Source organism: Pseudomonas sp. FH1 (assembly GCF_000510895.2).
Classification (GTDB): domain Bacteria; phylum Pseudomonadota; class Gammaproteobacteria; order Pseudomonadales; family Pseudomonadaceae; genus Aquipseudomonas; species Aquipseudomonas azotoformans_A.
Genome location: NZ_AOHM01000027.1, coordinates 20,377 through 39,783 on the forward strand (window position 1 = coordinate 20,377; position 19,407 = coordinate 39,783).

Here is a 19,407-nt window from a genome sequence, read left to right on the forward strand (position 1 = left end):
GCGACCCCTGAACCCATTGAGGATCCACCATGAGCTTGAAAGACAAACTCCCAGGCCAGCTCGGCTTTGGCACCGCACCGCTGGGCAACATGTTCCGCGCCATTCCTGAAGACGAGGCCCTGGCCACCGTGGAGGCCGCCTGGAACGCCGGCGTGCGTTACTTCGACACCGCGCCGTTCTACGGCTCGGGACTCTCGGAAATCCGCCTGGGCCAAGCGCTGTCGCAGTACAACCGCGACGACTTCGTACTCAGCACCAAGGTCGGCCGGGTGATCCTCGACGAAGTCGAAGACAGCGCCCGTGATCTCGGCGAAAAAAGCGGCGTGTTCGAACACGGCCGCCCGAACAAGATGCTCAACGACTACAGCGCCGATGCCACCTTGCGCTCCATCGAAGACAGCCTGACCCGCCTGAACACCGATCGCCTGGACATCGTATGGATTCACGACATCGCCCAGGACTTCTACGGCGACCAGTGGCTGGAGTACTTCAACCAGGCCCGCACCGGCGCTTTCAAAGTGCTGACCCGCCTGCGCGAAGAGGGCGTGATCAAGGCCTGGGGCCTGGGTGTGAACCGCGTCGAGCCGTGCGAATTGACCTTGGACCTGACGGACGCGCAGCCCGACGGCTTTTTGCTGGCTGGCCGCTACACTCTGCTGGACCACGATCGCGCCCTGCAACGCTTGATGGACGCGGCCCTGGCGCAGAACGTCGAAATCGTCGTCGGTGGCCCCTACAGCTCCGGCATCCTTGCCGGTGGCGCGCACTTCGAGTACCAGAAAGCCAGCCCGGCGATCATCAGCAAGGTCGAGCAGATCAAGGCGATCGCCCAGGCATTCGGCGTGAGTGTGAAAGCCGCCGCGCTGCAATTCTCCCTGGCCCATCCGGCCGTGGCAGCGGTAATTCCGGGTGCCAGCCGTCCGGGCAGGATTGCCGAAGACGTTGCAGCGTTGTCAGAAAAGATCCCGGCAGCCTTCTGGCAGGCCCTGCGCAATGCCCGATTGATTTCGGATCGCGCACCACTGCCGCTTTAACCTCAGGAGTTTCAACCATGAAAATTGATGTAAGCGGCAAAGTAGCGATTGTCAGCGGCAGCACCGCTGGAATTGGCCTGGGCATCAGCCAGGCGCTGGCGCAGTCCGGCGCCACGGTGGTGGTGATCGGGCGCGACGCGGGCAAGGTGGATGACGCCTTGGCGAGCATCCGCCAGACCGTTCCCGGCGCGGACCTGCGTGGTTTGGTGGCGGACCTCGGGACGGCCGACGGTGCAGAAAAACTCTTCGCCGCCGAACCGCGTGCCGACATCCTGGTCAACAACCTGGGCATCTTCAACGATGTGGATTTCTTTGAGGCCCCGGACAGCGAATGGACACGCTTTTATGAGGTCAATGTGATCTCCGGCGTGCGCCTGGCGCGGCATTACACACCGGGCATGGTCGAGCAGGGCTGGGGGCGGGTGATTTTCCTGTCGTCGGAGTCCGGCGTGGCGACCCCGGCGGACATGATCAACTACGGCGTGACCAAGAGCGCCAACCTGGCGGTGTCCCATGGTTTGGCCAAGCGCTTGGCGGGCACCGGCGTGACGGTAAACGCGGTGTTGCCTGGGCCGACCTTCACCGACGGCCTTGAGCAGATGCTCAAGGACGCCACCGCACAATCCGGGCGCAGTGCGCGGGACGAGGCGGATGTGTTTGTGCGTAACGCACGGCCGACCTCGATCATCCAGCGCGCGGCAAATGTGGATGAAGTCGCCAACCTGGTGGCGTACATTGCTTCACCCCTGTCATCTGCCACCACCGGTGCCGCGTTGCGGGTCGACGGTGGTGTGGTCGACAGCATGGCCATCTGAATTGTTTTTCATTTTCTGGAGTAATTAACGTGGCAACAGCGTCTTCTGTAATTGAAATCCCGGTGTCGGCCGATCAGGTCTGGCAATTGGTCGGCGGCTTCAACAGCCTGCCGGACTGGCTGCCGTTCATTGTCAAAAGCGAGCCAAGCGACGGCGGCCGCGTGCGTCACCTGCAAACTGCCGACGGCGGTGTGGTGGTGGAGCGGTTGCAGAGTTTTGACAACGTCGGGCGTACCTACAGCTACACCATCGAGCAGTCTCCGTTCCCGGTGAGTGCGTACCTGGCGACGTTGCAGGTTGAGGCCTTGACCGAATCGTCGGCGAAAGTGACCTGGTCGGGTGTGTTCACACCGGCGGCGGGGACTTCGGATGCGGCGGTGGAGGAGTTGTTTACCGGGGTCTACAGCGGAGGGTTGGAGGCGTTGCGCGCCAATTTTCCAGGCTGATCCGCGTCCCCTGTAGGAGCCGGCTTGCCGGCTATTACAGGGTTTTGTGGTGCTTGTGTTATTCAGGCATAAGCTGCTGGCGGCATTCCAGGACTAATCTGGCACCGCCTTGCTCGCTGGTACCGACCTCCAACTTGAACCCGTGCAAGTTGATGATCGCCGCCACGATCGACAAGCCCAACCCGAACCCGCCTTGCTGGTCGCTTTCATCCACGCGATAGAAGCGCTGGAACACCGCGTCACGTTCCGCCGCGGGTATGCCGGGGCCGGAGTCGTGCACTTCAATGCGCGTGCTACCCCCATCATTGACCCCGCGCAAGATCACTTCGCCGCCCGGCGGGGAGAACTTGATCGAGTTGCTCAACAGGTTGGCCAGGGCCTCGAACAGCAGGGCACGGTCGCCGGTGATCCACGGCAGGGATTCCGGGGTTTCGAGGCGCAATTGCAGTTCGCCTTCTTCAGCCAGGGGCAGGTAGAAGTCGTGCAGCTCGCGCAACAGCGGCAACGGGTCCATGACCAAAAAGCCGGAGCGACGCTGGTGGTCTTCCAGTTCGGAGATACGCAACAGCCCGCGAAAGCGCGCCATCAGGGTGTCGGTTTCGGCAATCGCGTCATCCAGTTTCACCGCGTAGTCCGATTCCGCCTCGGCCTCCTGCTTGATCCGGTACAGCTGCGCACGCAGGCGTGTCAGCGGGGTGCGCAGGTCGTGGGCGATGTTGTCGCACACGCCCTTGACCTCGTTCATCAGCTTCTCGATGCGATCCAGCATGGCGTTGACGATGGCTGCGAGCATGTCCAGTTCGTCGCGTCGGTTCGACAGCGGCAGACGGTGAGTCAGGTCGCCGGCGACGATGGCTTCGGCGCTGGCCTGGATCCCGCGAATTCGCCGCAACGGGCGTCGACGCAATAAGTGCCAGCCGGCAGCGCCGGGGATAATCGTCAACGAAAGCGCCCACAGCAGGGCATGCCAGATGATCCGGGTCACGCCAAACAGCGAACCGTTGGCGCGCACCAGCACCAGCCAGCGGCCGTCTTCGGTATGGGTGGCGACAGCGTCGCAGCTGTCCTTGGGCAACTTGGGGTCGTCGGAGTCGACGCAATTGGCCAGGGCGTGGATCTTGCCGTCCAGCGGCAGGTCGGGCGGCACTGCGCGGATCGGCCCGCTCAACGGGCGGAATTGCTCGTCGAACAAACCGTAGGCGTCCACGCCCTTCATGTCGAAGGTCATGCTGGTGGTCAGGGCCTCCACCAGTTCCTCACCGTCAAAGCGCTGGAACAAGTGCTGGCGCTGCATCAGGGAATGGCGCGACAGGTCGCCCAGGTAACCCGACACCTCGTAATACAGCACCCCCATGAGGATGCAGCTCCACGCCACGAACAACGAACTGTACAGCGCCAGCAAACGGCTGCTGGAAGAGCGCCAGCCCTTAGAGGGGTTCAGCAATGACATAACCGGAACCTCGTACCGTGCGGATCAGCGGCGTGAGGCCCGGTGGATCGATCTTCTTGCGCAGACGGCCGATGTGCACGTCGATCAGGTTGGTGCCGGGGTCGAAGTGATAGCCCCAGACTTCCTCGAAGATCATCATCCGCGACAGGATCTGCCCGGTGTTGCGCATCAGGAACTCCAGCAATTTGTATTCAGTGGGCAGCAGGCTCAGGGGCTGATCGGCGCGGCTGGCTTCGCGGCTGATCAGGTTCAGCTCCAGGTCGGCCACGCGCAGGGCGGTTTCGAATTCCTGGACCGTGCTTTTGCGCCGCAGCAGCACTTCGACGCGGGCGGCCATTTCATCCGAAGCGAACGGCTTGGTGAGGTAATCATCACCGCCGGCACGCAGGCCGCGTACACGCTCATCTACGTCGGAGAGGGCGCTGATCATCAGGATCGGCGTCGACACACCAATCGTGCGCAGCGTGGTGACGATGGCCAACCCATCGAGTTCCGGCAGCATGCGGTCGAGGGTGATCAGGTCGTAATCGCCACTCACGGCGCGGACCAGGCCTTCGCGGCCGTTGTCTACCCAATCTACATCCAGTCCATGGCTACTCAGCTCGGCGACGATTTCGCGGGCCGTTACGGCGTCATCCTCGATGGTCAAAATACGGGTCATAGGATTACCTGGTGAGCGATTCACACTAGAAGTACGGGCATTTTGCCAAGAAATGGCTGAACGCTTCCTAAATAAAACTTCATGTTGGCAAAACCGCCACATTGGCCTTCGGGAATGCATAACGCCCGCCTGCCACTGGCCTTTCTTGCAACTTGCATGGTCCTAGGAAGTTCAAGTTATTTAACCTGTTGAAATATATGGATATTTATTTTTGTGGCGACTGGCATGGTGCCTGCACTGTCCCTTTTGAGACTTGTAACACTATTTTTCTGCCTTGGAGCACAACAACAATGATCACATCCTCATCCACGCTGCAAGAGTCGAGCGCGCTCTCCGGGGTTTCCTGGGGGGCGATTTTTGCCGGGGCGGCCGCTGCGGCCGCATTGTCACTGATCCTAGTATTGCTGGGCTTCGGCCTGGGCTTTTCGGCGGTGTCGCCGTGGGCTGACAGCGGTATCAGTGCCAAGGGGCTTGGCATTTCCACGATTGTCTGGCTGGCATTCATCCAGATTGTCGCGTCCGGGCTGGGCGGTTACATCGCCGGCCGGTTGCGGGTGAAGTGGGCGAATATGCACGGCGATGAGGTGTACTTCCGCGACACCGCCCATGGTTTCCTGGCCTGGGCTGTGGCCACCTTGATCACTGCGGTACTGGTGGTCGGTTCGGTCAGCAGTGTCGTCAGCGGCGGCGTGAAAGCCGGTGCCAGCGTTGCAGCCGGTGCGGCCAGCGGCATCACCCAAGCCGCCGGCAGTGCTGCCAAGGGCGTCAACGGTGGCGACTTCGACTACTACGTCGACAGCCTGTTCCGCGACGACCGCCCGGTCGCCGTCAGCGATGACGCCGCCCATGGTGTAGTTGCCCGCATCTTCACCCGCACCCTGAGCAACGACGGCCAACTGGCCCCTGAAGACCGTGCCTACCTGGCCCAGTTGATCAGCCAGCGCACCAACCTCAGCCAGGCGGATGCCGAAGCGCGTATCGATAAAGTCTACGGCGATGCCCGCAAAGCAGTGGAAGACGCCAAGCTCAAAGCCAAGCAAGCCGCTGATACCGCCGCCAAGGTCGCTGCCTATACCTCGCTGTGGACCTTTGTTGCCCTGTTGATCGGCGCGTTCTTCGCCAGCTTCGCAGCCACCTTTGGCGGTCGCCGTCGCGATGCCGTGGTGTATGTCGAAACCGAACACTTCGTACGTTAATTCAAGGAGAACATCATGCGCTCATTACTGCTTTGGTTCCTCGGTGTGCCTATTCCGGTGATCATCCTGATCGCGATCTTCATGCACTGATAGCCGCCCCAACCAAGCCGCGCCTAACCAACAGGCGCGGCTTTTGGCTGTAAGGTCCTGGCCCAGATCCGCTATCACGGCCGAGTTCTCACGCAATTGTTAATAGCGGCTTAACCCGCGCTTGGCTAGACTCGCGCCCCATGAGCCGCCTTCTACGCGTCATCCTCGTCATGCTTTTAAGCCTCACGCTTCCCCTGACCGGGATGGCGGGTGTGCCGTCGAGCACCGAACCCTGCCCGATGAAGATGTCGGACATGCAGGTGATGACCGACATGAACCCGGACTGCTGCCAGGACGGCGTCGATCATGGCAAGGCCTGCAAACCCGGCCAGGAATGCAAGACCGGCGGCCTGTTGCAACTGTCCCTGCCGGTGCTCAAGGCGCCGTTGACCCTGGCCCATCCGCTGCTCGTCAGCGCCGCTTCGGACTTCATCCCCGACCGCACGCCGTCCGGCGTCTGGCGCCCACCCCGTTCCTGATTCCTGTTGCACCTCAAGACGCATCCCCTGATCGGGATGGCTTTGCTGTGGGCCGCGTAATGCGGCGCGCAGCGCAACGGAACAGGAATCTTCAACATGAATCCCCTCTACATGCGCGCCCTGGTGGTGGGCGTGCTGGCGTGGCCGGCGTGGGCGAGTGCGCTGACCCTGGACGACGCCCTGCGCCTGGCGCAGAACAACGCACCGTCGCTCGCTGCTGAGTCGGCCAAGTTGCAGGCCGCGACCCAGGCGGCGATCCCGGCGGGTGAATTGCCCGACCCGAAGCTGGTGGTTGGCCTGCAGAACTTCCCCATCGGTGGGCCCAATCGCGGCACGTTGTATGGCGATGACATGACCGAACAAATGATCGGTATCCAACAGCAGGTGCCCAGCCGCGACAAGCGCAAGGCGCGTATCGAACTGGCCGATGCCACGGTGGAACGCACCGCGGCTGAAGGTCGGATCGAACGCCTGAACGTGCGCCAGGCCACGGCCCAGGCCTGGATCCGTGCCTATGCGGTGGAACGCAAAGAGGCCTTGTTCAAGGATTTCTACCAGCAGAACCGCCTGCTGCAAGACAGCGTGCTTGCGCAACTGGCCGGTGGTCGCGGTCAGCCTTCGGATGCGGTGATACCGCGACAGGAAGCCGCCGAACTGGCCGGGCGTGAAGACGAGCTGACCCAGCAACGCGCCCAGGCCCGAGCGGCGCTCAAGCGCTGGATCGGCCCGGCCGCCAATGAAGCACCCAGCGGCCAGTTGCCCAACTGGCCCATCGACGGGCGTTATAACCTGCATCAACACCCCGAGCTACAAGCCTTTGCACCGCGCACCCGCGAAGCCGAAGCGCGGTTGCGCGAAGCCAAGGCGCAAAAGACGTCGGACTGGAGTTGGGAAGTGGATTACCAGCACCGTGGCCGTGAATACGGCGATATGGTCAGCCTGCAATTGAGTTTTGACCTGCCGATCTTCCCCGGTCGCCGGCAAAACCCAGGGATCGCCGCCAAGCAAGCCGAACTGGATCAACTGGACGCCGAGCGCGAAGCGGTCACCCGCGAACACACCCAGCAACTGGATGATGACCTGGCGCAATACCAACGCCTGGACCGCGCCGTGCAGCGCAGCCAGGACAGCCTGGTGCCCTTGGCCGAAGAGAAGGTCGCACTGAGCCTGGCCGGCTATCGCGCTGGCAAGGGTGACTTGCTCAACCTGGTCAGTACCCGCCGTGAGCTGGTCGAAGCCCGTTTCAAACAGATCGATGCCCTTGAGCAACGTGCCTTGGTTGGCGCGCAGCTGTATTTCGCCTACGGAGAAGCTTCCCATGATTAATCGACTCCTCGCAGTGGCGTTGTTGGGCGGCGGCCTGGGCGCTGGTTACTGGCTGGCGCAGGCACCGGCTCCGGTCGCGGCCATGGCCGACAACAAACCGGCGCTGTACTGGTATGACCCGATGTACCCACAGCAGAAATTCGACAAGCCCGGCAAATCGCCTTTCATGGACATGCAATTGGTGCCGCGTTACGCCGAAGGCGCCGCAGACAGCGCCGCCGTGCAGATTGACCCCCGTGTGGCGCAAAACCTCGGTGTGCGCCTGGCAACGGTCACCCGTGGCGTGTTGGCGTCCACACTGGACCTCTCCGGCATCCTCGCCTTCAATGAGCGCGACGTCGCCGTAGTACAGACGCGGGCCAGTGGTTTTGTCGAGCGCGTGTATGACCGCGCGCCGGGGGACGTGCTCAAGGCCGGCGCGCCTCTGGCTGACCTGTTGATACCCGAATGGGCGGCGGCTCAGGAAGAATTCCTGGCCTTGCGCCGCAGCGCGGATGCGAGCTTGTTGGCGGCAGCGCGTCAGCGTTTGCGCCTTAGCGGCATGCCCGCCGGATTGATCGCGCAAATGGAACGCAGCGGCCGTGCGCAATCAGTAATGACCGTCACCAGCCCCATCGGCGGTGTGGTGCAAACCCTGGACGTGCGCGAAGGCATGACGATGGCGGCGGGGCAAACCCTGGCGCGCATCAATGGCCTGGATCGCCTGTGGTTGCAGGTCGCCGTGCCGCAATCTCAAGGTGCGGACCTGGCTGTGGGGCAGGCGGTGGAAAGCCGCTTTGTCGGGATGCCGGGTCAAGTCGTCAAAGGTGCGGTCAGTGCCATTCTGCCGGCGATTGCCGGCGACAGCCGCACCGTGCAGGTTCGCGTTGAACTGCCCAATACAGACGGCACCTTGCGCCCCGGCATGACCGCCCAGGTGCGTCTGGCGCAATCCTCCCCGCAATCCGTGCTGCAAGTGCCCAGCGAAGCGTTGATCCGTACCGGTAAACGCACGTTGGTGATGCTGGCTGAGGAGGGCGGGCATTACCGTCCGGTGGACGTCGAGGTCGGCGCGCAAAGCCAGGAGATGACGGTGATCCGCAGCGGTTTGCAGGAAGGCCAGCAGGTGGTCGCGTCCGGTCAATTCCTGCTGGATTCTGAAGCCAGTTTGCGCGGGATTATCCAACCATGATCGCCTTATTGATTCGTTGGTCAGTCGCCAACCGTTTTCTGGTAGTGCTCGCAACGTTGTTTGTCACGGCCTGGGGCGTCTGGGCGGTGCAAAACACGCCGGTAGACGCATTGCCGGACCTCTCCGATGTGCAGGTGATCATCCGCACGCCCTATCCCGGCCAGGCGCCGCAGATCGTGGAAAACCAGGTCACCTACCCGATGACCACCACCATGCTTTCGGTGCCGGGCGCCAAGACCGTGCGCGGGTTTTCCTTTTTCGGCGACAGCTACGTCTATGTGCTGTTCGACGAAGGCACCGACTTGTATTGGGCGCGCTCGCGGGTACTGGAATACCTCAGCCAGTTGCAGGCGCGCTTGCCCGCATCGGCTAAACCGGCGTTGGGGCCGGACGCCACTGGCGTTGGCTGGATCTACCAGTACGCATTGGTTGACCGCAGCGGCCAGCATGACCTGGCGCAGTTGCGTGCCTTGCAGGACTGGTTCCTCAAGTTCGAACTCAAGACCCTGCCCAATGTGGCCGAAGTCGCGACCATCGGTGGCCAGGTCAAGCAGTATCAGGTGCAGCTCGACCCGCTGGCCCTGGCCAATCGCGGCATCACCCAGGCACAGGTGGTGGAGGCCATCGGCAAAGCCAACCAGGAAACCGGCGGCTCGGTGCTGAACATGGGCGAATCCGAGTACATGGTGCGGGCGTCCGGCTACCTCAAGTCGCTGCAGGATTTTCGCGGGATTCCTTTGCGCCTGGACGCGAATAATGTGCCCGTGACGCTTGGCGACGTGGCAAGCATTCAGCTGGGCCCGGACCTGCGCCGGGGCGTGAGCGAGCTGGACGGTGAGGGCGAAGCCGTGGGCGGGGTGGTGATCCTGCGCAGTGGCAAGAACGCGCGGGAGGCCATCGCCGCCGTCAAGACCAAGCTTGAGCAACTGAAGAGCAGCCTGCCGCCCGGCGTGGAGATCGTCACCACTTACGACCGCAGCAAACTCATCGACCGCGCCGTGGACAACCTCAGCCACAAGTTGCTGGAAGAGTTAGTGGTGGTGGCGCTGGTCTGCGGGATATTCCTGTGGCACCTGCGTTCGTCCCTGGTGGCGATCATCTCGCTGCCGGTGGGGGTGTTGATCGCGTTTATCGTCATGCGCTTCCAGGGCATCAACGCCAACATCATGTCCCTGGGCGGCATCGCGATTGCCATCGGCGCGATGGTCGACGCGGCGGTGGTGATGATCGAAAACGCCCACAAGAAAATCGAAGCCTGGCACCACGCCAATCCGGGTCGTGAACTCAAGGGCGAAGACCACTGGAAGGTCATGACCGACGCGGCGGTGGAGGTCGGCCCGGCGCTGTTTTTCTGCCTGTTGATCATCACTTTGTCGTTCATTCCGGTGTTCACCTTGCAGGCCCAGGAAGGTCGGCTGTTCGGTCCGCTGGCCTACACCAAGACCTACGCCATGGCGGCGGCCGCCGGTTTGTCGGTGACCTTGATCCCGGTGCTGATGGGCTACTGGATTCGTGGGCGCATCCCGGATGAGCAGCGTAACCCGCTCAATCGTGGCCTGATCAAGCTCTACCAGCCTGCGCTGGAGGCGGTGCTGCGTCGGCCGCGTTTGACCCTGGTGGTGGCGTTGCTGGTGGTCGCCAGTGCGCTGTGGCCGATCTCGAAACTGGGTGGTGAATTCTTGCCGCCGCTGGACGAAGGGGACTTGCTGTACATGCCCTCGGCACTGCCGGGGCTGTCGACGCAAACCGCGGGTGAGTTGCTGCAACGCACCGACCGGCTGATCAAGACGGTGCCGGAAGTCGCCCATGTGTTTGGCAAGGCCGGTCGCGCCGAAACCGCGACCGACCCGGCGCCGCTGGAAATGTTCGAGACCACCATCGAGTTAAAACCCCGTGACCAATGGCGCCCGGGTATGACCCCGGACAAACTGGTGAAGGAACTCGACCGCGTGGTGCAGGTGCCGGGCTTGACCAACATCTGGATTCCACCGATCCGCAACCGCATCGACATGCTTGCCACTGGCGTTAAAAGCCCGGTCGGCGTGAAGGTCGCCGGTACCAGCCTGATGCAGATCGACGCAGTGACCCAGGCGGTGGAAAAGGTCGCCAAGGGCGTACCGGGCGTCAGTTCAGCCTTGGCCGAACGCTTCACCGGCGGGCGCTACATCGACGTGGATATCGACCGGGCAGCGGCCGCGCAATACGGACTGAACATCGCCGATGTGCAGTCGATTGTGTCGGGTGCCATCGGCGGGGAAACCATTGGCGAAACCGTGGAAGGCCTTGCGCGCTTCCCGATCAGCCTGCGTTACCCGAAGGAATGGCGCGACTCGGTGACAGCCTTGGCAAACTTGCCGATCTACACGCCGTCCGGCAGCCAGATCACCCTGGGCACGGTGGCCAAGGTCAAGGTGAGCGACGGCCCACCGATGCTCAAGAGCGAAAACGCACGGCCTTCCGGCTGGGTCTACATCGACGTGCGTGATCGCGACCTGGCGTCGGTGGTGAAGGACCTGCGTGCAGCGATCAACCAGCAGGTGCAATTGCAACCGGGCATGAGCCTCAGCTATTCGGGGCAGTTCGAATTCCTGGAACGGGCCAATCAACGCCTGAAATTGGTGGTGCCGGCGACCTTGCTGATCATCTTCGTGCTGCTGTACCTGACCTTTCGCCGGGCGGATGAAGCGCTGCTGATCCTGGCGACTTTGCCGTTCGCACTGACGGGCGGGGTGTGGTTGCTTTACGGGCTGGGCTTCAACTTGTCGGTGGCCACGGGCGTAGGGTTTATCGCGCTGGCCGGCGTGTCGGCGGAGTTCGGCGTGATCATGCTGCTCTACCTGAAAAACGCCTGGGCCGATCGCAAGGATGGGAACTTGCTGGCCGCCATCACCGAGGGCGCGGTGCTGCGGGTACGGCCCAAGGCAATGACGGTGGCGGTGATCATCGCGGGCTTGTTGCCGATCCTGCTGGACGGCGGCACCGGCAGCGAGGTGATGAGCCGCATCGCCGCGCCGATGATCGGCGGGATGCTCACCGCACCGTTGTTGTCGCTGTTTGTGATCCCGGCGGCCTATCGGTTGATGCTCAGTCGTCGAAGCCAACCTGCTCATGAATCTCATCCACCTTCAACTCCAGCCGGTACGCCACCGCAATAAACAACGCCTGGCACAGGCACAGGGTGGCGCTCAACGAGCGGAAGGCAAACGACGAACCTTCATTCACCAACAGCACCGCGTTCGCCCGCTTGGCCAGGGGCGACAGGTTGCTGTCGGTGATGATCAACGTCTTGGCCTGATGATGCTGGGCAATCCGCAAACAGTGCTGGGTCTCTTTGCCGTAGGGCGTAAAGCTGATGGCAATCACCAAGTCGTTGGCGCGCACGCTGCGCATCTGTTCGCGATAACTGCCGCCCAGTCCTGAGATCAGGTGAATACGCTTGTTGGTGTGCTGCAGGTTGTAGACCAGGTAATCGGCCACCGCAAAAGAGCGGCGCACGCCGACCACGTAGATATTGTCGGCGTTGACCACCAGGTCCACGGCTTTGTCGAAGGCGACATCATCCAACTCCAACCCCAGGCGCTCGATACCGGACAAGGTGGCGTTGACGCACTCACGCGCCAGGTCGCCGCCGCTGGCCTTCTGCGACTTGTTGGCGATCATGCTGCGGATGCGCTGCTGGTAGTTCTGCACCGGCGTGGTCTTGTGGGTGTAGGCCTCGCGGAACAACGCCTGCATCTCACTGAAGCCACTGAACCCGAAGCGTTGCGAGAAGCGCACGATGGCCGACGGGTGCACTTCGCACTCGCGGGCTATGTCGCTGATGCGGTCGACCATGATCCGGTCGCTCTGCTGGCTCATGTAGCTGGCGATGCGCTTGAGCTGGCGTGGCAGGCTCTCGTATTCGTCGGTGATCAGCTGCAACAGGCGCTCGGCATTGATCGGAGGGCTGGCGATAGTGTCTTCCAGGGTGGTCTCGGGATCGGTGCGGGACATGGGCAATCCTTCTGGCGTTTTTGTCTGTTGCGCTGATGGGTGGCGCAAGTCTACAGGGTAGGCGCAAAAAAATACCCCGGCATCACGGCCGGCGTGGCCTGCTGAAACGATGCACTGTCGTGGGATGGCCCCTGTACAAGCTTAATGGAAAAAATATTCCAATGAAAAAATATATGGAATAAATATTGATTGGCGTCGCCGGACGTTCTAGTCTGCTCCCACCAAGAGCGTTTGCCGTCGCCACGTCGGTGCAACGCAGGCTGATAAAAATAACAGGAGCCAGCATGGGCCAGACTCGTTTTGCCAGTGGGCGTCAATTGGATCTGATTTGCCTCGGGCGCCTGGGCGTCGACCTCTATGCGCAGCAAGTGGGTGCGCGGCTTGAGGACGTGTCCAGCTTCGCCAAGTACCTCGGCGGTTCTTCCGCCAACATTGCCTTCGGCACCGCCAGGCTGGGGCTCAAGTCGGCGATGCTGAGCCGGGTCGGTGACGACCATATGGGGCGCTTCCTGGTGGAGTCCCTGGCCCGTGAAGGCTGTGACGTCAGCGGCATCAAGGTCGACCCGGAACGCCTCACCGCCCTGGTGTTGCTCGGCCTCAAGGACCGCGAAACCTTTCCCCTGGTGTTCTACCGCGAAAACTGCGCCGACATGGCCCTGCGCGCCGAAGACATCAGCGAAGCCTTTATCGCCTCCAGCAAGGCGTTACTGATCACCGGCACGCATTTCTCCACCGACGGCGTGTACAAGGCCAGCATCCAGGCCCTGGACTACGCGGCCAAGCACAACGTCAAGCGTGTGCTGGATATCGACTACCGCCCCGTGCTGTGGGGCCTGGCGGGCAAGGCCGATGGTGAAACCCGGTTTGTCGCTGACCAGAATGTCAGCCAGCACGTGCAGACCATCCTGCCGCGTTTTGATTTGATCGTCGGCACCGAAGAAGAATTCCTCATCGCGGGCGGCAGTGAAGATTTACTCGCCGCGTTGCGCAGAGTGCGTGAACTGACCCCGGCGACCCTGGTGGTCAAGCTCGGCCCGCAGGGTTGCACGGTCATCCACGGCGCCATCCCGGCGCGCCTGGAAGACGGCGCCATCTACCCCGGTGTGCGGGTTGAAGTGCTCAACGTATTGGGCGCCGGCGATGCGTTCATGTCGGGTTTCCTCAGCGGCTGGATCAACGACGCGAGTGACGAGCGTTGCAGCCAGTTGGCCAATGCCTGCGGCGGCCTGGTCGTCTCCCGCCACGCCTGCGCGCCGGCCATGCCGACGCCGGCGGAGCTGGAATACCTGTTCAACAGCCCCGTGCCGATTACCCGCCCGGACCAGGACGTGACCCTGCAACGCCTGCACCGCGTGACGGTGCCGCGCAAGGCTTGGAAACAACTGTTTGTGTTTGCCTTCGATCACCGCTGGCAACTGGTTGACCTGGCGCAAAAGGGCGGCCAGGACCCGGCGCGCATCAGCGATGCCAAGCAACTGTTTATCCAGGCCATCGAACGCGTCGAGAAAAAACTCGCCGAGCAAGGGGTGGAAGCCGACGTCGGCCTGCTCGCCGACCAACGCTTCGGCCAGGACGCGCTCAACGCCGCCAGTGGCCGTGGTTGGTGGATCGCGCGCCCGGTAGAAGTGCAAAACTCGCGCCCCCTGGCGTTCGAACACGGGCGTTCAGTGGGCAGCAACCTGATCGCCTGGCCCCAGGAACAGATCATCAAGTGCCTGGTGCAATTCCACCCGGACGACGAACCGATGCTGCGCCTGGAACAGGAAGCACAACTCAAGGCGGTGTACGAGGCGTCGATTGTCAGTGGCCATGAACTGCTGCTGGAAGTCATTCCGCCCAAGGATCACCCGTCCACCTACCCGGACGTGCTCTACCGCAGCCTCAAGCGCCTGTACAACCTGGGTATCTACCCGGCGTGGTGGAAGATCGAGGCGCAGTCGGCCGAGGACTGGAAGAAGCTCGACGAACTGATCCAGGAGCGCGACCCGTATTGCCGTGGCGTGGTGTTGTTGGGCCTGAATGCGTCGGCCGAATTTCTCGCCGACGGCTTCCAGCAGGCCAGCCAGAGCACCACCTGCCGTGGCTTTGCCGTGGGCCGCACGATCTTCCAGGAACCGAGCCGCGCGTGGATGGCGGGCGAGATCGATGACGAGACCTTGATCCAGCAGGTGCAAGCCACCTTCGAACAACTCATTAACGCCTGGCGCACTGCGCGTCGCTGAACCGCTTTCCGGCAACTTTGAAAAACAATAAAAGGTGCAGCCATGCCCGCAATCCGAATTGGCATCAACCCGATCTCCTGGAGCAACGACGACCTGCCGGCCCTGGGCGGTGAAACGCCCTTGAGCACCGCCCTGAGCGAAGGCAAGGAAATCGGCTACGAAGGTTTTGAACTCAACGGCAAATTCCCCAAGGACGCCAAGGGCGTCGGCGATGTGTTGCGCCCCTATGACCTGGCGCTGGTTTCCGGCTGGTACTCCAGCCGCCTGGCCCGGCGCTCGGTGGCCGAAGAAATCGAGGCCATCGCCGGGCATGTCGAGTTGCTCAAGCACAATGGCGCCAAGGTCTTGGTCTACGGCGAGGTGGCCGATTCGATCCAGGGCTCGCGCATCCGCCTGATCGAACGCCCACGTTTTCACAGCGAACAGGCCTGGCAGGACTACGCCGACAAGCTCACTGAACTGGCGCGCTTCACCCTGTCCCAGGGCGTGCGCCTGGCGTACCACCACCACATGGGCGCTTATGTTGAATCCCCGGAAGACATCGACCAACTGATGCGCCGCACCGGTCCTGAAGTCGGCCTTCTGTTCGATTCGGGCCACTGCTACATGGGCGGCGGTGAGCCTATCGAGGTGCTGCGCAAACACATCGACCGCATCTGCCATGTGCATTTCAAGGACGTGCGCAAACCTGTGGTGCAGTTGGCGCGCAACCAGATGTGGAGTTTTCCCGACTGCATCGTCAACGGCACCTTCACCGTGCCCGGCGATGGCGATATCGACTTCGCGCAATTGCTTGATGTGCTACTGGCCGCGCAGTACGAGGGCTGGCTGGTGGTGGAAGCCGAGCAGGATCCGGCGGTGGCACCCAGCTATATCTATGCGAAAAAAGGCTACGACACCCTGCGTGCGCTTCTCAACGAGAGGACTTGAGTGATGAGCTTGTTGGTCAAAAGCAGTAAACGCGGCCAGACCATGGTCGCCCTGGAAGCCGGGCGCCTGGAGTACGTGGGTTTTTGCGCCTACCGCCTGAGCCTGGGGGAAACCCTGCCGGTCAGCGCCGGTGATAAAGAACTGTGCCTGGTGCTGCTCAGCGGCCGGGTGAACATCGAAGGCGAAGGCTTCAACTGGCAGAACCTGGGTGATCGCCAATCGGTGTTTGAAGACAAATCGCCGTTCGCCGCCTACCTGCCGCCGGGCACCGATGCCCAGGTCACCGCGTTGAGCGACGTACAGATTGCCGTGTGCGCCGCGCCGGGCGCAGAGGGCTACGAACCTCGCCTGATCCGCCCCGAAAACTGCAAGCGCAGCGTTCGCGGCAAGGGCGCCAACACCCGCTACGTGTGCGACATCCTGCCCGACAGCGAGCCGGCCCACTCGCTGCTGGTGGTGGAAGTGCGTACGCCGTCCGGGCATTCATCGAGCTACCCGCCGCACAAGCACGACACCGACGACCTGCCGCACCAGAGCTTCCTGGAAGAAACCTACTACCACCAGATCAACCCGCCCCAGGGCTTCGTGTTCCAGCGCGTCTACACCGACGACCGCAGCATCGACCAGGCCATGGCCGTGGAAAACAGCGACCTGGTGGTGGTGCCCAAGGGGTATCACCCAGTCAGCGTGCCCTATGGCTACGAATCCTATTACCTGAACGTGATGGCCGGCCCCAAGCGTGCCTGGCATTTCCACAACGACCCGCAGCACAGCTGGCTGCTGGACCTCTAATCAGCGGTTTGGACGGAGAACAACAATAAATGAAGTCGCCTCTACGTTTCGCCCTTAACCGCATGGTTGCTCCCCATCTGTCCCTGCCGGATTTCATCCAGTTGGCTGCAACGCTCAAGTGCGATGCCATCGAGATCCGCAATGACCTGGCCGACAAGCAGATCGAATTCGGCACCCCGGCCAGCCGCGTGCGCGAACTGTGCGCGGTGCAGGGCATCACCGTGCTGTCGATCAACGCGCTGTACCCCTTTGATGTGTGGAACGACGAACGCCGGGCCCAGGCGATCAAACTGGCGACCTACGCCCGTGAATGCGGGGCCCAGGGCCTGGTGATGTGCCCGCTCAATGAACCGGGCGACACGCGCAACGAAGCCCAGCGTGCCGCCGGTTTGCGCACGGCCTTGAGCGAGCTGGCGCCGATCCTGCGCGACTACGGGATTCTCGGCTTTATCGAGCCCCTGGGTTTTGAAGAATGCGCCCTGCGACGCAAGCGTGTGGCGGTGGAGGCGATCAAATCCATTGGCGGCCTGGATGTGTTCCGCCTGGTGCATGACACCTTCCATCATCACCTGGCCAGCGAACACGAGTTCTTCCCGGAACTGACCGGGCTGGTGCATATCTCCGGTGTGGACGATAGCGAGGCGCCGCTCAGCTCGATTCGTGACGGCCATCGCGTGCTGGTGGGCGAGGGCGACATCCTGGGCAACGCCGCGCAGATCGACACCTTGCTCAGCACCGGCTACAGCGGCTACCTGTCGTTCGAACCGTTTGCCGAGAGCGTGCATGCATTGGCGGATATCCAGCAGGCGTTGGGGGCAAGCATCGCCCACCTGCAGAAACGATAAGGGGCGCGAGATGACCACCACACGATTGACCATGGCCCAGGCCCTGGTGAAGTTCCTGGATAACCAATACATCGAAGTCGACGGCGTGCAGAGCAAGTTCGTCGCCGGGGTGTTCACGATTTTCGGCCACGGCAACGTGCTGGGGCTGGGGCAGGCCCTGGAGCAGGATGCCGGCGACCTGGTGGTGCACCAGGGCCGCAACGAGCAGGGCATGGCCCACGCTGCCATCGGTTTCGCCAAGCAGCACCTGCGCCGCAAGATCTACGCGTGCACGGCTTCAGTAGGCCCTGGTGCTGCCAATATGCTCACCGCCGCCGCGACCGCCACGGCCAACCGCATCCCGTTGTTGCTGCTGCCCGGCGATGTGTACGCCAGCCGCCAGCCTGACCCGGTGCTGCAACAGATCGAGCAGTTCCACGACTTGAGCATCAGCACCAACGATGCCTTTCGCTCGGTGAGCAAGTACTGGGACCGCATCAACCGCCCCGAGCAGTTGATGACCGCCGCCATCCACGCCATGCGCGTGTTGACCGACCCGGCCGAGACCGGCGCGGTGACCCTGGCGTTGCCCCAGGACGTGCAGGCCGAGGCCTGGGATTATCCGGATTACTTCCTACAGAAACGCGTGCACCGCATCGACCGTCGCCCGGCCACGGCTGCGATGATCAGTGATGCACTGGCGGCGTTTCGCGGCAAGCGCAAGCCGCTGATCATCTGCGGTGGCGGGGTGAAGTACTCCGGCGCCAATGCCGCGCTGCAAGCCTTTGCCGAACGCTTTGAGATTCCCTTCGCGGAAACCCAGGCGGGCAAGAGCGCCGTGGTGTCCAGCCATCCGCTGAATGTCGGCGGGATTGGTGAAACCGGCTGCCTGGCGGCGAACCTGCTGGCGCCCGAGGCTGACCTGATCATTGGTATCGGCACGCGCTACACCGATTTCACCACCTCATCCAAGTCGTTGTTCAAGCATGCCGACGTCAAGTTTCTCAACCTCAATATCAGCCCCTGCGACGCGCTGAAACTGGACGGCGTGCAGGTGTTGGCCGACGCCCAAGTCGCCCTGGAAGCACTGGCGGATGCCCTGGGCGATTACCGTTCCGGCTGGGGCGGGCAGATCAGCGAGGCCAAGGCGCAGTTGGAGGCCGAAGTGGATCGGGTGCATCAGGTCGAATATGCCGGCGACGTTTTTGTGCCTGAGGTCGACGACCTCCTGGACCGCGCGGTGCTGCGTGAATTTATCGAGCTGACCGGCTCGTGCCTGACCCAAAGCCGCGTGCTGGGCGTGCTGAATGAAACCCTGGCCGACGACGCCATCATCGTCGCCGCCGCCGGCAGCCTGCCCGGTGATTTGCAACGCGCCTGGCGCAGCAAGGGCGTGAACACCTACCACGTCGAGTACGGTTATTCGTGCATGGGCTACGAGATCAACGCCGCCTTGGGCGTGAAACTCGCCGAACCGAGCAAAGAGGTCTACGCCCTGGTCGGTGACGGCTCCTACATGATGCTGCACTCGGAGCTGGCTACCTCGATCCAGGAGCGCCGCAAGATCAACGTGGTGCTGCTCGACAACATGGCCTTCGGCTGCATCAACAACCTGCAGATCGGCAACGGCATGGACAGCTTTGGCACCGAGTTCCGCTACCGCAACCCCGAGAGCGGCAAGCTCGACGGTGGCCTGGTGCCGGTGGACTTCGCCATGAGCGCAGCGGCCTATGGCTGCAAGACCTACAAGGTCAGCAACGTGGAACAGTTGCGCGCCGCGCTGGCCGATGCGCGTACGCAGACGGTGTCGACGCTGATCGACATCAAGGTGCTGCCTAAAACCATGATCCACGGCTACCTGTCGTGGTGGCGGGTGGGCGTGGCGCAGGTCTCCACCAGCGAGCGCACAAATGCCGCCGCAAAAAAACTCAATGAACACCTGGCGAAGGCCCGGCAGTACTAATAAAAAGAGGAGTGT

16 protein-coding genes are annotated in these 19,407 nt (G+C 62.5%); 13 read left to right on the top strand and 3 right to left on the bottom strand.

What is annotated here, in order from left to right; all coding sequences use genetic code 11:
• The first annotated feature begins 29 nt into the window (after positions 1-29).
• Genes H096_RS11040 through H096_RS11050 form a run of 3 tightly spaced genes read left to right on the top strand, consistent with a single transcriptional unit; the run spans position 30 to position 2,295 of the window.
• Positions 30-1,034: an aldo/keto reductase gene (locus tag H096_RS11040; RefSeq protein ID WP_033898194.1), complete on the top strand. Its 1,005-nt coding sequence runs from the start codon at positions 30-32 to the stop codon at positions 1,032-1,034.
• 17 nt (positions 1,035-1,051) lie between these two features.
• Complete coding sequence (locus H096_RS11045; RefSeq protein WP_033898195.1) at positions 1,052-1,849, top strand: SDR family oxidoreductase; 798 nt, start codon at positions 1,052-1,054, stop codon at positions 1,847-1,849.
• Positions 1,850-1,878: 29 nt separating this feature from the next.
• Positions 1,879-2,295, top strand: coding sequence for an SRPBCC family protein (locus H096_RS11050; protein ID WP_033898196.1), 417 nt, complete (start codon positions 1,879-1,881; stop codon positions 2,293-2,295).
• A gap of 58 nt (positions 2,296-2,353) precedes the next feature.
• Here H096_RS11050 and H096_RS11055 read toward each other — a convergent pair whose 3' ends face one another.
• Positions 2,354-3,745: a HAMP domain-containing sensor histidine kinase gene (locus tag H096_RS11055; protein WP_033898199.1), complete on the bottom strand. Its 1,392-nt coding sequence runs from the start codon at positions 3,743-3,745 to the stop codon at positions 2,354-2,356.
• Entirely contained in the window at positions 3,723-4,406 is a 684-nt protein-coding gene (locus tag H096_RS11060; protein ID WP_010211030.1) for a response regulator transcription factor, read from the bottom strand. The genes H096_RS11055 and H096_RS11060 overlap by 23 nt, the downstream gene beginning before the upstream one ends.
• 290 nt (positions 4,407-4,696) lie before the next feature.
• On the opposite strand from H096_RS11060, the gene H096_RS11065 reads away from it, so the two are divergent.
• From H096_RS11065 to H096_RS11085, 5 genes are all read left to right on the top strand, one after another.
• A complete protein-coding gene (locus H096_RS11065) occupies positions 4,697-5,602 on the top strand; it encodes a hypothetical protein (protein ID WP_033898203.1) in 906 nt (301 codons plus the stop codon).
• A 230-nt stretch (positions 5,603-5,832) separates the two neighbouring features.
• Positions 5,833-6,171, top strand: a complete 339-nt coding sequence (locus H096_RS11070) for a hypothetical protein (RefSeq protein WP_033898204.1) — start codon at positions 5,833-5,835, stop codon at positions 6,169-6,171.
• A gap of 96 nt (positions 6,172-6,267) precedes the next feature.
• Complete coding sequence (locus tag H096_RS11075) at positions 6,268-7,497, top strand: TolC family protein (protein WP_033898205.1); 1,230 nt, start codon at positions 6,268-6,270, stop codon at positions 7,495-7,497.
• On the top strand, positions 7,490-8,668 hold the full coding sequence (locus H096_RS11080; RefSeq protein WP_033898206.1) for an efflux RND transporter periplasmic adaptor subunit: 1,179 nt from the start codon (positions 7,490-7,492) through the stop codon (positions 8,666-8,668). Before H096_RS11075 ends, H096_RS11080 begins: the two co-directional genes overlap by 8 nt.
• Complete coding sequence (locus H096_RS11085) at positions 8,665-11,823, top strand: efflux RND transporter permease subunit (RefSeq protein WP_033898207.1); 3,159 nt, start codon at positions 8,665-8,667, stop codon at positions 11,821-11,823. Before H096_RS11080 ends, H096_RS11085 begins: the two co-directional genes overlap by 4 nt.
• On the opposite strand, the gene H096_RS11090 is transcribed toward H096_RS11085, so the two are convergent.
• Positions 11,753-12,661, bottom strand: a complete 909-nt coding sequence (locus H096_RS11090) for a MurR/RpiR family transcriptional regulator (protein ID WP_010211026.1) — start codon at positions 12,659-12,661, stop codon at positions 11,753-11,755. The two genes, H096_RS11085 and H096_RS11090, sit on opposite strands and share 71 nt — an antisense overlap.
• Positions 12,662-12,945: 284 nt before the next feature.
• Here H096_RS11090 and iolC point away from each other — a divergent pair, with 284 nt between their 5' ends.
• Genes iolC through iolD form a run of 5 tightly spaced genes read left to right on the top strand, consistent with a single transcriptional unit; the run spans position 12,946 to position 19,392 of the window.
• Positions 12,946-14,883: a 5-dehydro-2-deoxygluconokinase gene (gene iolC, locus H096_RS11095; RefSeq protein ID WP_033898209.1), complete on the top strand. Its 1,938-nt coding sequence runs from the start codon at positions 12,946-12,948 to the stop codon at positions 14,881-14,883.
• A gap of 42 nt (positions 14,884-14,925) precedes the next feature.
• A complete protein-coding gene (iolE, locus tag H096_RS11100) occupies positions 14,926-15,813 on the top strand; it encodes a myo-inosose-2 dehydratase (RefSeq protein WP_033898211.1) in 888 nt (295 codons plus the stop codon).
• Between the two features lie 3 nt (positions 15,814-15,816).
• Positions 15,817-16,605 carry a 5-deoxy-glucuronate isomerase gene (iolB, locus tag H096_RS11105; protein ID WP_033898212.1) on the top strand — a complete coding sequence of 263 codons (789 nt, stop codon included), beginning with the start codon at positions 15,817-15,819 and terminating at the stop codon, positions 16,603-16,605.
• A gap of 29 nt (positions 16,606-16,634) precedes the next feature.
• A complete protein-coding gene (locus H096_RS11110) occupies positions 16,635-17,450 on the top strand; it encodes a TIM barrel protein (protein ID WP_033898213.1) in 816 nt (271 codons plus the stop codon).
• Positions 17,451-17,460: 10 nt separating this feature from the next.
• A complete protein-coding gene (gene iolD / locus H096_RS11115; RefSeq protein ID WP_033898218.1) occupies positions 17,461-19,392 on the top strand; it encodes a 3D-(3,5/4)-trihydroxycyclohexane-1,2-dione acylhydrolase (decyclizing) in 1,932 nt (643 codons plus the stop codon).
• Positions 19,393-19,407 lie beyond the last annotated feature (15 nt).